12 protein-coding genes are annotated in these 14,245 nt (G+C 65.4%); 5 read left to right on the top strand and 7 right to left on the bottom strand.

The features are described 5' to 3' along the window. The first annotated feature begins 188 nt into the window (after window positions 1-188). On the top strand, window positions 189-947 hold the full coding sequence (locus I6F36_RS13380; protein ID WP_225171565.1) for a hypothetical protein: 759 nt from the start codon (window positions 189-191) through the stop codon (window positions 945-947). Window positions 948-1,009: 62 nt separating this feature from the next. Here the strand turns inward: I6F36_RS13380 and I6F36_RS13375 are convergent, their stop codons facing one another. Continuing rightward, complete coding sequence (locus I6F36_RS13375) at window positions 1,010-1,780, bottom strand: alpha/beta fold hydrolase (RefSeq protein ID WP_036021395.1); 771 nt, start codon at window positions 1,778-1,780, stop codon at window positions 1,010-1,012. A gap of 157 nt (window positions 1,781-1,937) precedes the next feature. Continuing rightward, on the bottom strand, window positions 1,938-2,402 hold the full coding sequence (locus tag I6F36_RS13370; RefSeq protein ID WP_225171564.1) for an Hsp20 family protein: 465 nt from the start codon (window positions 2,400-2,402) through the stop codon (window positions 1,938-1,940). A gap of 216 nt (window positions 2,403-2,618) precedes the next feature. Here I6F36_RS13370 and I6F36_RS13365 point away from each other — a divergent pair, with 216 nt between their 5' ends. Next, window positions 2,619-3,566 carry an alpha/beta fold hydrolase gene (locus I6F36_RS13365; RefSeq protein ID WP_057028207.1) on the top strand — a complete coding sequence of 316 codons (948 nt, stop codon included), beginning with the start codon at window positions 2,619-2,621 and terminating at the stop codon, window positions 3,564-3,566. Window positions 3,567-3,727: 161 nt separating this feature from the next. Here I6F36_RS13365 and I6F36_RS13360 read toward each other — a convergent pair whose 3' ends face one another. Beyond that, complete coding sequence (locus I6F36_RS13360) at window positions 3,728-6,493, bottom strand: di-heme-cytochrome C peroxidase (protein WP_225171563.1); 2,766 nt, start codon at window positions 6,491-6,493, stop codon at window positions 3,728-3,730. A 185-nt stretch (window positions 6,494-6,678) separates the two neighbouring features. Continuing rightward, on the bottom strand, window positions 6,679-8,475 hold the full coding sequence (locus I6F36_RS13355; RefSeq protein WP_225171562.1) for an adenylate/guanylate cyclase domain-containing protein: 1,797 nt from the start codon (window positions 8,473-8,475) through the stop codon (window positions 6,679-6,681). Between the two features lie 221 nt (window positions 8,476-8,696). Between I6F36_RS13355 and I6F36_RS13350 the strand changes: the two genes are divergently transcribed. Then, on the top strand, window positions 8,697-9,329 hold the full coding sequence (locus I6F36_RS13350) for a LysE family translocator (protein WP_225140993.1): 633 nt from the start codon (window positions 8,697-8,699) through the stop codon (window positions 9,327-9,329). A 54-nt stretch (window positions 9,330-9,383) separates the two neighbouring features. After that, window positions 9,384-9,794, top strand: a complete 411-nt coding sequence (locus tag I6F36_RS13345) for a GFA family protein (RefSeq protein WP_036021404.1) — start codon at window positions 9,384-9,386, stop codon at window positions 9,792-9,794. Between the two features lie 5 nt (window positions 9,795-9,799). On the opposite strand, the gene I6F36_RS13340 is transcribed toward I6F36_RS13345, so the two are convergent. After that, entirely contained in the window at window positions 9,800-10,552 is a 753-nt protein-coding gene (locus tag I6F36_RS13340; protein WP_225134581.1) for a sulfite exporter TauE/SafE family protein, read from the bottom strand. Between the two features lie 98 nt (window positions 10,553-10,650). On the opposite strand from I6F36_RS13340, the gene I6F36_RS13335 reads away from it, so the two are divergent. Beyond that, on the top strand, window positions 10,651-11,541 hold the full coding sequence (locus I6F36_RS13335) for a LysR substrate-binding domain-containing protein (RefSeq protein WP_225126466.1): 891 nt from the start codon (window positions 10,651-10,653) through the stop codon (window positions 11,539-11,541). 252 nt (window positions 11,542-11,793) lie between these two features. Here the strand turns inward: I6F36_RS13335 and hisN are convergent, their stop codons facing one another. Then, window positions 11,794-12,576 carry a histidinol-phosphatase gene (gene hisN, locus I6F36_RS13330; protein WP_036021430.1) on the bottom strand — a complete coding sequence of 261 codons (783 nt, stop codon included), beginning with the start codon at window positions 12,574-12,576 and terminating at the stop codon, window positions 11,794-11,796. Between the two features lie 522 nt (window positions 12,577-13,098). Next, entirely contained in the window at window positions 13,099-13,989 is an 891-nt protein-coding gene (locus I6F36_RS13325; protein WP_035997849.1) for an N-formylglutamate amidohydrolase, read from the bottom strand. Window positions 13,990-14,245: the final 256 nt, after the last annotated feature.

The raw sequence follows: 14,245 nt of genomic DNA, 5'->3' as shown, positions 1-14,245 counted from the left end.
CCGCAGAAGTCAATCGATCGCTTTCCAAAAATTGCGCAGCCCCGGTTTTGAGGCAAACACGCCCTGATCCGGCCCCGGCGGCGCCGAAATCCCAAATGAAGCTTCGGATCAACCCTTCGGAAGGCGCGCCACGCCGCGAGAAGCGAAAGAGGGCGGCCACCGGAGGGCCTGACAGGAGCGTCTGGATCATGAAGTTTTTCACAGGATGTGTGGCCGCCGCCGTGCTGGCGCTGGGTGCCAGTGCGGGGCAGGCCCAGGTTCCCGCGAGCGGTATCGCCAGAGGGGCCGTCATCGCGGTCTCGGATTTCGACGGGCCCTATGCGCCGCCGGAAGCCGCCCCGCCGCCGCGCTACGGTTATGGCTACGAGGAGCGCGGCCCTGCGCTGGCCTTGTTGCCGCCGACCGAGGTTTACGCCGTGCTGCGCGAGAACGGCTTCTCGCCGCTCGGCATTCCGCGCCTGCGCGGCGGCGTCTACACCATCGCGGTGATCGACAGAAACGGCGACGATGGCCGGCTGGTGATCGACGCCCGCGACGGGCGGATCATCCGCTTCATGCCCGCCCCTGACGCCTATGGCATGGCGCCCGCCTATGACGAGCGCGCGGTCGCGCCCTACGGGCCGCAAACCGCACTGCCGCCGACCGTGGTCCGCGGCGGCCCGCCGCGCCCGCCGGCGTCGATCCCCCATGTGGCCAGCCGCGCCGTGCCGCTGCCGAAGGCCGCCCCGCGGCGCGCCGAGCCGCCGGTCGCCGTTGCCAAGCCGGCAGAGCCGGCGATGCCGCAGGCCCAGGCAGCGCAACCCCAGCCTGCGCAGCAAGCCGCCGTGGTGCAAGCCAAGCCGGCCGAGGCCGCTCCGCAAGCAACCGCGCCGACCGTCGGTCAGGTCAGGCCGGCCCCGACCATCCTGCCGACGCAGGAGATGCCAGCCGCACTGGGGCTGGATTAGGCCTCAGCAAACGGAAAGCGCCCGAGAATCTCTCGGGCGCTTTTGCGTGAACTGACTGCGCCTCAGCTCCGCGGATAGCCCGCCGCATCCAGGATCAGATTTGCCACCTCCTTTGGATGCGACACCAGCGAGAGGTGGCCGGCATCGAGCTCGATCGTGGTGGCGTTCATGCGCTTGGCGAGGAAGCGCTCGAAATCGGGGTTGATGGTGTAGTCGTTCTTCGACACCGCGTACCAGCTCGGCTTGGAGCGCCAGGCCGCCTCCGTGGTGCGGCCGGCGAAGATCGAGGCCGCCGTCGGCCATTGCACGGCGTAGAGCTCCTTGGCCTGCGCCGGCTTCACGCCGTTGGCGAAGTACTTCAGGAAGGCCTCTTCCGAGAGCTTGGTGTAGCCGTCGCGCTCGACGATGCCGGCGCGCGCCGGCCCGGCCGGAAACTGCTTCGACAGCGCCACGAAATCCTCGTTCGCATCGGGCGCGCGTGCGGCGACGTAGACGAGGCCGGTGACCTTCGGGTCGGTGCCGACCTGGCTGATCACGGTGCCGCCCCAGGAATGCGCGACCAGCACCGTCGGCCCGTCCTGCTCGGCCAGCGCCCGCTTGGTCGCCTCGACGGAGTCGCTGAGCGAGGACAGCGGATTCTGCACGGCGGTCACATGCAGGCCTGCAGCCTGCAGGATCGGGATCACCTCCGACCAGCTCGAGCCGTCGGCCCAGGCGCCGTGCACCAGCACGACGTTCTTCGCCTTGACCGTCTGCGGTGTCTGGGCATGAGCGAGGTTGAGGGGAGCGGCCAAAAGGCTCGCGGCGACGAAAAGGCTGCGCCAGAGTGACATGATCTTCTCCGTGTTTTTGGTTCGATGCCCAAAGGACGGAGAGCGAGGCGACGGTGTTACGCCATCACTGCTCTGTGATGCATTGCAACGAAAAAAACGCCCCGGGGCACCGGGGCGTTTTTCGCAACCTGGAAGTCGCTGGGTTTGGTCGCCTGGCTCAGGCGGCCTGCGCGGCGGGCTTCTCGATCACCTGCGCCTTGGCGCCGGCGTTGATCGCGATCTGGCGCGGCTTCTTGGCCTCGGGAATCTCGCGGACGAGGTCGACATGAAGCAGCCCGTTCTCGAGCGAGGCGTCCTTCACCTGCACGAAGTCGGCAAGCTGGAAGGCGCGCTCGAAGGCACGCGCGGCGATGCCGCGGTAGAGCACTTCGGATTTCGAGTTCTCGTTCGCGACCTTCTCGCCCTTGATCGTCAGCGTGTTTTCCTTCGCGACGATGGAGAGCTCATCCTTGGCAAAGCCCGAAACCGCAACGGTGATGCGGTAGGCATTCTCGCCGGTGCGCTCGATGTTGTAGGGGGGATAACCGGGGCTGCCGTCCGAGCTGGCCTGGTCGAGCAGGTTGAAGAGACGGTCGAAGCCGACGGTGGAACGATAGAACGGAGTGAGATCGTAGCTACGCATGGTCAAGTCCTCCATTGAGCGACTGTTGGTAACCCGCCCGCCAATCGGGCCGGGCTTTAGTCTGTGTGCAGCCTGATGTTCCGGTTCCGAAACACTGGTAGCGGCCTGCACGAAGGTGATATGGGTGGAACGAGACGGCGTTCAAGAGGGCGGGACAGGCGCCTTTTCGGCGCTTTGGCCCCTTGATTTGCAGCACTTCCCGCCCAAGCACGCCCAATGACGCTGGTCTCGATTCCCGCCAATCCGGTCCCCGAAAACGTCGTCAGCGGCACCATCAAGACCCCTGATGGCGTCGAGCTGCGCTTTGCGCGCTGGGCGCCGCCGGCGAACCGTAAGGGCACGGTCTGCGTCTTCACCGGGCGCAGCGAGCAGATCGAGAAATATTTCGAGACCGTGCGCGACCTGCGCGACCGCGGCTTTGCGGTGGCGATGATCGACTGGCGCGGGCAGGGCCATTCGTCGCGCCGCCTGCGCGATCCGCGCAAGGGCTATGTGCGCGACTTCGCCGATTTCGAGATCGACGTCGAGACCTTCGTGCAGCAGGTGGTGCTGCCGGATTGCCCGCCACCCTTCTTCGCGCTCGCCCATTCCATGGGCGGCACGGTGCTGCTGCGGGTGGCGCATGCCGGCAAGCGCTGGTTCGACCGCATGGTGCTGTCTGCGCCGATGATCGACCTGCCCGGGCGCACCACCTCGCTCCCCGTGCGTGCGCTGCTCAAGACGATGCGCCTGCTCGGGCAGGGCGGCCGCTACGTCCCCGGCGGCAGCGACCGCCTCACCGGGCTCGAACCCTTCATCAACAATCCCTTGACCAGCGATCCCGTCCGCTATGCGCGCAACGCCGCGATCCTGGAGGAAGACCCGACGCTTGGCCTAGCCTCGCCGACGGTCGCCTGGGCCGATACCGCCTTCCGCGCGATGCACACCTTCAAGCGCGTGAACTACCCCTCCCAGATCCGCCAGCCGATCCTGATGCTGGCGGCCTCCAACGATACCGTGGTCTCGACCGCGGCGATCGAGGAATTCGCCTATCATTTGCGCGCCGGCTCCCATCTCGTGATCGCCGGTGCCAAGCACGAGATCCTCCAGGAGCAGGACCGCTACCGCACCCAGTTCTGGGCCGCCTTCGACGCCTTCGTGCCTGGCACGCCGCTGTTCAAGTGAGAAGAGATCGGGAGCCTCCACGAGGACGGTGAGAATCGGAGTCGAGGAGCGTCCTCATTCTCCGTCATTGCGAGGAGCTCTTGCGACGAAGCAATCCAGGCTATCTCCGCGGCGACAGCCTGGATTGCTTCGCTGCGCTCGCAATGACGAAGCAAGATTCTTTACAGCGTCTTCAGATACTCGATCAGGTCGTAGCGCTCGGCGTCGTCCTTGAACATGCGGCCGATGACGCCGGGGCGCTTCGACTCACCGTCCTTGCGCTCGAAGGAATGGCCGAGCACGCTGTTGCCCTGGATCGGCTTGCCGTCGGAGCCGGTCGCGGAGAACTCCGTTTCACCGGTCTTGCAGCGCTCGTTGGCGGTGACTGCGAAACCGACGCTGTCGGGGTCGTAGTCGCGGCGGCCCATGCAGAATTTTTGCGGACGCTCGTTCTGCGGCTTCAGCAACCAGTACAGCGAAGGCACCGAGCCGTTGTGCAGGTAAGGCGCAGTGGCCCAGATGCCGTTCAAGGGCCGGGCGCGATAGCGCGGGTCAGGCGCCGGATTGAGACAGTTCTTGCGCGCCATATTCCACATTTGCGCCCGTTCGGCCTCCGGGATCTTCTCGTCGTCCATCCATTTGCGGGCGACGAGATCGACCACCGTCATGAGCCCGAGTGCATAGACCATCTCGTTGGGCGATTTGCTCGCGGTCGGGATCTCGCACTGCCACCACGTCTGCAGGTCAGCCGTGTTGATTTTCAGAAAGCCGGGCACGTCGACGGTCCGCTTGCTGAGAACGAGGGACTGCTCGGGATCGGTCTTGATCTCGTCGAGCGGGATCGTCACCGCATTCAGCACCTTGCTGTCGCCGCTCGGCTCCCAGCGCTTCGACGACCAGAAGGCCGGGGTGTTGATGTCAGGCAGATGGCATCCGGAGCACATCTCCGCGTAGATGGCGCGGCCGCGCTCGACCCGATCGGGCTTCAGCTTCCAGGCATCGCCGAGGATGTGCGAGGGCCATTTCGGTGCGAGCAGACCGCCGAACTTCGGACCATCAGCCGCCTTGAATGGATCGGGGCCTCTCAGCATGTCCTCGATCCAGCCGAGCGTCCTGATGTTCACCGAGGAGCGCCACAGCCTGTCCTGCGGATAGGCATCGGACAAATTGAGCAGCGCCGTCACGCCGAGGGCTTCGCCGGCGTTGCGGATCAGCGGCTGCTCGATCGAGGCGTCGTACTGGGCGAATTTGAACCAGGGCACCGTCCAGATCGCGGGATAGCTGACCGGCGCGTCCTGGGCGTGCAGGTTCTTCTCGAATCCCTTGACCCCGCTCATTGCGAGGTCCTGCGAAAACACCTGGTTGCCGATGCGGTTGAGGGCATCGAGCCGGCCGAACCCTTCCTCGGTGTCCTGCTGCTGCTTGCCGTCCCAGGTCGTCTTGCCTTCGATCGTCTTCTCGTAAGTCTTGGCCCAGTCGATCAGGAAGCTGCCGATCGTGCTCAGCTTCTGCTTGAGCGCGGCGCGGTCCGCCTTGCTGGCGTCGGGGCCGAGCACGCGATCGGCGAAACGCTGGAAGCGGAACGGGACGTACAGCGTGTAGGCGATCGACAGGCCGGTCGCGAGCTCGAGCTTCTTCAGGTCGGTCATCGCCGGGCCGCCGTCGAAACGGACGTCGATGCCCTGGTAATGGATCTGGCCGGTATGACAGGCGGCGCAGGTCAGTCCGATCATGTCGTCCTCGCGGCGGCTCGTCGCGGGATCGACCACGCCGGTCATGCGCGCGAAGCCGACCGGCAGGCCGTCAACGTTCTCCGCCGGCGTCCAGCGCGTCGACCAGTCCGACGCTTGCGTGGTCTCGTAGACATTGGCGTAGCCGAAGCGGCGCAGCGTCGCCGTGTCGGTCTGGATCGTCTGCGGGCTCGGGATGAAGCCGAAGCGTTCGAGATAGGCGCTGTCCTTGATCAGGCCCGGTTTGGAGAACAGGTGGAGCTGCGGCTGCTCCAGCGCCACGAACCACTCATAGGGCACCGGGAACGTCGCGGTGCCCTGGCTGGCGTGGTGGAACCAATGTCGGTCCTTGAGCGACCAGTTTTGCTCGAGCCAATAGGCAGCCTTGGTTTCGGGCATCGCCGGCAGGGGCGGCGGCAGGAGATTCACCAGCACGCCCTTCTGCGGCAGCATGGCACGAACCTGGTTGGGGAATTCGGCGACCGCGACCAGGGCGACGAGGCCGAGGCCGATGACGAACGCCGTGAGCGCGACCGCCCAGCGAAAGCGGAGCTGGCAGGACGACAGCAGCGGCTGCGATACGATCCGCTGATTGATGCGGTCGGGGAATTGGCGCTGTTCGAACAGCGTGCGCACGTCGGCCACGCTGAGATAGCGCTCTTCGCCCTGCTTGCCCTTGCCGATGATCTTCAAAAGGATGGGCCATTCGAACTTCATCAGCAGCGGGTAGTACCAGCGAGCGGCGCTGCCGGCGCGCTCGAGGTTGTCGCGCATGAAGGTCTTGATTTCCGCTGCGTTGAGGCCGGGCTCGCTGCTGCCGGTGTTCGGGTCGGTGTAGTTCCGGCCGAAGCTCGCGAGCCGCGCGATCTCGTCCTCGTCGATCTTGCCGTCGACGCCGAGGATGCGCGAGCCGGCGCCGCGCTTGTCCAGCGGGCCGCCGCGCAGCGCGTCGAGCTCCGCGCCCGAAAAGATGCTCTTCAGGATGTGCTTGACGCCGTTGGCGATCATCGCGACGCCGCGGACCTGGATGCGGGCCGAGACCTTCTTCAGCCCCGTCTCACCGGTCGCATTGGCGATGGTCTGCGACAGCGTGTTGAGCGGGACGGTGCCGCCCTCGACGAAGCCTTCGCCGACGAGGCCGCGCAGGAACGGGCAGGGATTGTTCGGCGAGACCGGAATCGAGGGATCGAGGGGCGGCTTCGAAGCGGGGTGATGCATGGCCCAAATCCTGAAAGCAGCGAATCTTGAAAAAGCAGGCGCGTTGTTAGAGCGCGGAAAGTCCTAACAAACCGACAGCACGATATACTACTTCAGCGTGTGACGAGTGTGGCCCATTTCACTGTCGTGTCAACAACGAGCAGGCGGTCGCACCGGAACCACGTCGGGCCTGCGGCCCCCTTCGTTCAGGATTCGGCGGCCCGTTTGACGTCGCTCTGGACCAGCGTCAGCTTGCCGAGCGGCACGCCGGCCTTCAGCAGCCCCTCGCGATAATGGGCGATGTCCTCGGGCCGCTTCCAGTGGAAGTTGCGCAAGTGCCTGTCGACATTCAGCGTTGGATAATTTGCCATCAGCACGCGGGCAGCTTCGCTGGCCTCGTCGCTTCGCCCGAGCTGCGCCAACGCCGCGGCGCGGATCGCCAGCGCCTGCATGTGATTCGGGTTGATGTAGAGCTGCTCTCGCGCCCATGACAGCGTCGCGTCATATTGGCGCAGAAGGTAATGACTAAACGCGTTCAGCGCCGCCCATTGATAGCGCGGGTCGCTGTTGTCGCGTTGCGCGGCCATCGAGAACAGCTCGATCGCCTGGCGGTGCTCGCCGATCATGAAATGGCAGATGCCGAGCACGCCGCGCGCGCCATTGTCGTAAGGGTTGAGCGCGACTGCGCGCTTGGCGGCGTCCATTGCTGCCTCGTGATGACCCTCCAACGCGTGCGCCCAGGTCAGGATCGAGAACGCAAAGGAGGAGCGCGGATCCAGCCGGACGCTGGTTTCGGCGAGGCTCATCGCCTCGGCCCACATCTCGCGCGTGCCCTTGACCCAGCCGAACTGAATGCTCTGGATCTGGATCGTGGCGAGATAGGCATGCGCGATCGACAGCTTGGGATCGAGCCCGATGGCCTCGCGGAATAGGTCGACCGCGACGGCCAGATCTTCCTTGGTTTGCCGATAGTAATGCGACAGCCCCTTGAGGAAGCGGTCCCAGGCGGTGACGTCGGTCGAGAGCCGCGCCGGCGCCGAGGCCTCGGCACGGACGATCTCGGTGGCGATGGCGGCGGACAAGTTGGTGGTGATCTCGTCCTGCATCGCGAACAGATCGCCGATGTCGCGGTCGTAGCGGCCGGTCCAGAGCTGCTCGCCGGTCTCCGGCGCGATCAACTCGGCGGTGACGCGGATCTTGGCGCCGGCGCGCCGCACCGAGCCCTGGATCAGATAGGAGGCGTCGATCTCGCGCGCGATCAGCCGGGTGCCCACGTTCTTGCCCTTGAAGGCGAAGGTCGAGTTGCGGCTCAGCACCCGGTAGAAGGATTGCAGCGACAGCGCGTGGATCAGGTCCTCGGTGAGGCCGTCGGAGAAATATTCGTCCTGGGCGTCGCTGAGATTGGCAAAGGGCAGCACGCCGACGATGGCCGTTCGGTACTGCTGCGACAGCGCCGAGGCCTCACGGAGCTCGGGGGCAAGCGCCGGCGCCCCTTCGGGCGTCCAGGTAAAGACCCCGATCGCATCCTTGATGTTCTTGAAGCGATGGTTGCCGGCATCGGTCAGCGGCACGGTGAGATGCTTGCTCGCCTCCCGGTAGGCCTTGGCCGAGATCGCGAAGCCGCCGGGGCTCGCCACCGATTCCAGGCGGACGGCGATGTTGACATCGTCGCCGAAGACTTCGTCCTCGTCGGCGATGACGTCGCCCATGTGGATGCCGAGCCGGAACTGCATGGCGCGGTCGGCCGGCAGGTGGCGGTTGCGTTCTGCCATCAGCGTCTGCATCGCGATCGCCGCCTCGGCGGCGCCGACGATCGAGGCGAATTCCAGCAGGAAGCCGTCGCCGGTGTTCTTCACGACGCGGCCGCCGTGATTGAGGATGATGGGATGGATCGCGGCGCGATGGGCCTTGAAGGCGGCATGGGTGCCGGCCTCGTCGCTGCCCATCATGCGCGAATAGCCGGCGACATCGGCGCAGACGATGGCGGCCAGACGTCTTTCCATATCCTCAAAGCTCCAAGGGACCAGATGACCGGCCACAGCGTGGCGGTTGCCGCGAATCCCGCATTTCAAGAACCCCGCCTTTATAGAGCAGATGCGCCGCAGCGGAAGCATGATCCGCATTGCAAATTCGAGGTAAATCCTGCGCAATCCCGGCGGTGGACGGGAACGGGCGAACCGACTAAGCGGAACCAGGACCGCCAGGACGGCAGCGGAGGACCTTCATGCTGGGCATTCACGAGATCGGGCTTTTCATCCTCTCGGGCGTGGTGCTCAACATCACGCCGGGGCCGGATTCGGTCTATGTGATCGGCCGCAGCATGCAGATGGGCTGGCGGGGCGGCGCCGCTGCCGCCCTGGGCATCAGTTGCGGCTGCTTCGTCCATGTCGCGGGCGCGGCGATCGGGCTTTCGGCTCTGCTGATGGCCTCGTCCACGGCCTTTTCGATCCTGAAGCTGGTCGGCGCGGCCTATCTCGTCGTGACCGGTCTTCAGATGCTGTGGTCGCGCCCGACGCTGGCTTCAGACCTGGACGAGCCGGTGCGGAGCTCATTGCAGCGGGTCTTCCTCCAGGGTGTCTTCACCAACGCGCTCAATCCCAAGGTCGCGCTGTTCTTCCTCGCCTTTCTGCCGCAATTCGTCGCAGCCGATGCCCCGCACAAGCCGCTCGCCTTCCTGACGCTCGGCCTGATCTTCATCTTTACGGGGACGCTGTGGTGCCTGGTGCTGGCGGCGTTCGCCGCCAGAGCCGCCTACCGGCTGCGGCAGTCCGAGGGCGCGATCGCCTGGGTCAACCGCGCGCTCGGCGGCCTCTTCATCTATCTCGGCATCCGCGTCGCCATGCTGGAGACACGGTAGCTCCTTCTAGTGAATGAGAAGCGGTCCGATCGAGGCTGCGCTCGGGAGGTTTCGATGATCCGTGGAAGCTGTCTGTGTGGCACCGTGCGGTTCGAGATCGAGAAGGTGCGCGCGCTGACGCACTGCCATTGCGTCAATTGCCGCAAGCTGAGCGGCGCGGCCTTCGCCACCTACGCGCATGTCGATGCCGACAAGTTTCGCTTCGTGGCGGGCGAGGACATGACGGCATCTTACGAATCCTCGCCGGGCAGTATCCGCTATCGTTGCAGGACCTGCGGCTGCCCGACGCCGGGCAAGGCGAGCTATCTCCCGACCGTCAGCATTCCCGCTGGCCTGCTCGATGACGACCCGGAAGTCCGGCCTCGCCTCCACGTTTTCACCTCGTCGCGCGCGTCGTGGTGGACAATCCAGGACGACCTGCCCCAGCACGAAAAATGGGTGCCGGGCTACGGGCCGAAATCGTAAGGCGCTTAAGCGAATTCTTTCGCCAGCGCGCTGCCGGCGAGGTAAAGGCCGAGCAGGATCATCGCGATCAGGAACCAGCGGCGAAACGCCTCCGCCGGCATCCGCGCCCGCACCGATTGGCCGATGAACATGCCGGCAAAGGCCATGGCGAGGCCCAAGGCGCCCGGCACGACATTGGCGGGCGTGAGCAATCCGACCGCAGTCAAATTGAAGGCGAGCGCCAGTGTTGCGGTGGTGAAAAACACCCCGAGCGCCTGCACCAGCTCGTCCTTTTCCATGCCGATCGCCTGCATGAACGGCATCGACGGGATCACCTGCACGCCTGTGGAGGCCGAGATCACGCCGGTGATGACGCCGACCACGCCGCCGACCCATTTCTCGTTCTCCGGCGCGACGTGGAACTCGAACTTGTTCAGGCCGATCACAGCGTAGACGACGAGCAGGGCGCCCAGCACGATCGTGCCGTAGCGCGCATGCGGCCCGGTCAGCGCGCCGGCGTTGAGCCAGCAGCCGACCACGGTGCCGATCATCAGCGGCCACAGCCGCCGCAGGATGTCGCGCAAATACGGGCCGACGAAGGTCTGCCAAATGTTGGTGACGATGGCGGGAACGATGACGATGGCGATGGCGCGGCTCGGCGCCATGCTCACGGCGAGCAGGCCCATCGACACCGTCGGCAGGCCGAGCCCGACCACGCCCTTGACGAATCCGGCGAGGAGGAACACGGCGGCGATGAGGATGAGCAGCGGGTCGATCATGTCTGCACATTGACCGAAGCCGCGCCGGCGCACAATCTGGAGGTTACGGAGAGAGCCTTCGGCCTCAACGAAGGCTCAGGGGCTCAGGGAGACATCGCATGCGCTTCGACCTGGTCGATCTCCAGCTCTTCATCGCGGTCGCCGACCAGCGAAGCATCACCCGCGGCGCGGAGCGCTCACATCTCGCCCTCGCCTCGGCCAGCGCGCGTATCAAGGGGCTCGAGGATGCGCTCGGCGTCGCGCTGCTCAAGCGCGGGCGCCGCGGCGTCGAGTTGACCGCGGCCGGCGAGAGCCTGCTCGATCATGCCAGGCTCGTGATCCATCAGATCGACGCCATGCGCGGCGATCTCGCCGGCTTTGCCAGCGGCGTGCGCGCCAGCGTGCATTTCCTCGCCAACACGTCGGGCCTGTCTGAGCATCTGCCGAAGGCGCTCGCCGGCTTCCTGCGCCAGCATCGCGACGTCGCCGTCGACATCGAGGAGCGCGAGAGCACCGATATCGCGGCGGCGATCACCGCAGGCGCCGCCGATCTCGGCTTCGCCGCCGAGCACGCGCTGCCCGAGCATATCGAGCGCTTTCCCTTCAGCGAGGATCGCCTGACGCTGGTGACGTCGAAACGCGGCCCGTTCGCCGGCCGCCGCCAGATCGACTTTCAGGAGGCGGAGGCTTGCGACTTCGTCGGCCTCACCAGCGCCACCGCGCTTCAGATGCACATCTCGAAGCACGCTGCGCGGCTCGGCATGCGGCCGCATTTCCGCGCGCGCCTGCGCGACTTCGACGCGATCTGCCAGATGGTCGCGGCCGATGTCGGCGTGGCGCTGGTGCCCGAAGCCGCCGCCCGCCGCTGTGCCAGGACCATGCCGCTCGCCATGGTCCGCCTGCGCGATGCCTTCGCCAACCGCCGCCTCGTGATCTGCGCGCGCAGCTTCAAGGCGCTACCAAAGCCGGCCAAGCTGCTGGTGGAGCATTTGCGAGCCGAGGCGGTGTGAGGAGCTGTTACCCTCCCCTGGAGGGTCAGGACAATCGCAATTGAATTTTGCAGAGGTCGTATGCCCGGGCTTGTCCCGGGCATCCACGTTCTTTGTGCCGCGTGGAAAGGCGTGGATGGCCGGGACAAGCCCGGCCATGACGCTGCCATAGCGGCATCTCATATGCGATAGCCCTGCCCTCCAGGGGAGGGTAAGACACCTACCTCGCCATCTCCGCTCCCGCGTCGGTGATGCAAGCCCTCCGCCCGCGCGCTACTGGTTCAAAAGCTTCAACGCTGCCTCGTGCACCCGTGCGTCGCCGGCGGCGATGATGCGGCCGCCGCCTTGGGCCGGCTTGCCTTCCCAGGTGGTGACGACGCCGCCGGCGCCGGTCACGATCGGAATCAGTGCCGCGATGTCATAGGGCTTCAGCTCGGTCTCGACCACGAGGTCGACGTGGCCCGCGGCAAGCATGCAATAGGAGTAGCAGTCGCCGCCATAGCGCGACAGCCGCGCGCTCTTCTCGATGTGGCCGAAAATGGCGCGGTCGCTCTCGTTCATCAGCAGCGGGCTGGTGGTGTAGGTCGTGGCCTCCGACAGCGAAGCGCAGCGGCGGACCTGGAGCCGGCGCTCGCCCGACGGCCCTTTATAATTGGCCGAACCGTTGTCGCCGGAAAAGCGCTCGCCGATGAAGGGCTGGTGCATCATGCCGAACACCGGCGTGCCCTTATGCAACAGCGCGATCAGCGTGCCCCAGATCGGAAAGCCGCCGATGAAGGATTTGGTGCCGTCGATGGGGTCGAGCACCCAGACATAGTCGGCGTCCTCGCGCTCGTTGCCGAATTCCTCGCCGACGATGCCGTGCTGGGGGAAGTTGGCCTTGATCAGCCGCCGCATCACCGCCTCCGCGGCGCGGTCGGCCTCCGTCACCGGGTCGAAATCCTTGGTCTTGCTCTTGTCGTCGATCGACAGCGAGGTGCGGAAGAACGGCAGGATGGTTTCGCCGGAGGCGGTGGCGAGCCGACCGATGAAGGCGGAGAAGTCGATCACCGTCACAGGCGAAATCCTCGAAGCGAAGTTGGAGAGCTTGCCTCCTGCCTAGCTCAATTCGCCTGCCGCGTGCAGCGCTGTCTTGATGTTGCTCCCTGGTATTTTGGATGCCGCGGCGGGCTGCCCCATTCCAGTCATCTGCTGGCCAAATATCGATCATGGAGTTGAAATCTTAGTTCCGACCTTGCCTTGTTCGTATGCAAATGACTATCAACCCATTGAATTCCCTTATCAAAGAAACTGAATCTGGGTTTCCATAGAAGCAACTGAGCCATGTGCGATTTGCATGGGAAACGGCGCAAAAGCCCTTGCACTTTGTGCGGCGCGGTCGCATATTGTTGCGGTGCGGTAGCGCCTCGCGTTACCGCTGCCCTCCTTGGGCGTTTCCTCCCTAGACTTGGGCCGCTTGCGTCATTCGCGAGCGGCCCTTTTTTCTTAGCCCCGCCGTTTTCATTTGGGGCGCGCAAGCTTGCGAAGCGAAAACGCAGTCGCGCGCAAGGCCTCGTCGTTTCGGAGAGAAGCTGCGTCCTATTCCGCCGCGGCTTGGAACGGGCCGAGATCGGCGAACGGAATCGTGGTCGCCAGCACGTCGGCGAGAACGCCGAAGTCGGAGGCCACTTGCGCAAAGCGAGCGCCGCGCTCGCGCCGCCGCTCGTCCATGTAGATCGCGCGGTTGAGCTCGAGCTGCACGGCGTGCAGGCCGCTCGCGGGATTGCCGTAATGCTCGGTGATGAAGCCGCCGGCATAGGGCTTGTTGCGGCCGATCGAATAGCCGAGCCCGCTCATGGTCTCCTCGACGCGATCGGGCAAGAGGGGTGTGCAGCTGGTGCCGTAGCGATCGCCGATTACGACGTCGGGCCGGCGCGGCTCGTCCCTGCTGACGCCGACCGAGGGCATCGAGTGGCAGTCGACCAGCACCACCGTGCCGAACATCTGGTGCACCTTGTTGATCAGCCGGCGCAGCGCGCGATGGTAGGGCTTGTACAGCGTCTCGATCCGCCCCAGCGCATCGTCGACCAGGAGGCGGTCGCGATAGATCTCCTGGCCGTCGCCCACCACGCGCGGAATGGTGCCGAGGCCGCCGGCGACCCGCATCGAGCGGGTGTTGGCGAAGCTCGGCAGCCGGCCAGTGAACATGCGCGGGTCGAGCTCATAGGGCTCGCGGTTGACGTCGACATAGGAGCGGGGAAAGTTGACCCGCACCGTCGGAAAGCCGCGCGCGCTCAGATGGCCGATCAGCTCATCCATGAACGAATCTTCCGACCGTCGCAGCGTGGGCAGGTCGATCCGCGACGCCGCCAGGAATTCTTCAGGATAGGTCGAGCCGGAATGCGGCGAGTTGAAGATGACGGGCGCGCGCCATTCGGCAGGCTCGAAGATCTCGAAGGCTGGCGACATGTCGCCGTCAAAGCGGGTCATCTTCTCAGGCTTCGTCCCTTCGTGCCGCACGATCCGGACAAGCTCCGGGTCCAATGATTCGGCCGATCTCGCGGCTCTTATGTGTCGTCATTGTCCGGAATCGCAACCATTCTGCCAAGCGAAAAGATGTCATGGCCCCTTGGAACACGTCTTAACCGTGCAGGCATCGGGATGGGGACGCGCCGGTCCGGCTCGATTGATCTGGACCTCGTTCCGGTCCACAAAGAGCCGGCAGCGGGGCCGGCGCAGGGTTAAG

Source organism: Bradyrhizobium sp. BRP19, from assembly GCF_020194195.1.
Taxonomy (GTDB): Bacteria; Pseudomonadota; Alphaproteobacteria; order Rhizobiales; family Xanthobacteraceae; genus Bradyrhizobium; species Bradyrhizobium yuanmingense.
The sequence above is the reverse complement of the archived record's forward strand: the minus strand, read 5'-3'. Positions and strand labels throughout refer to the sequence as shown.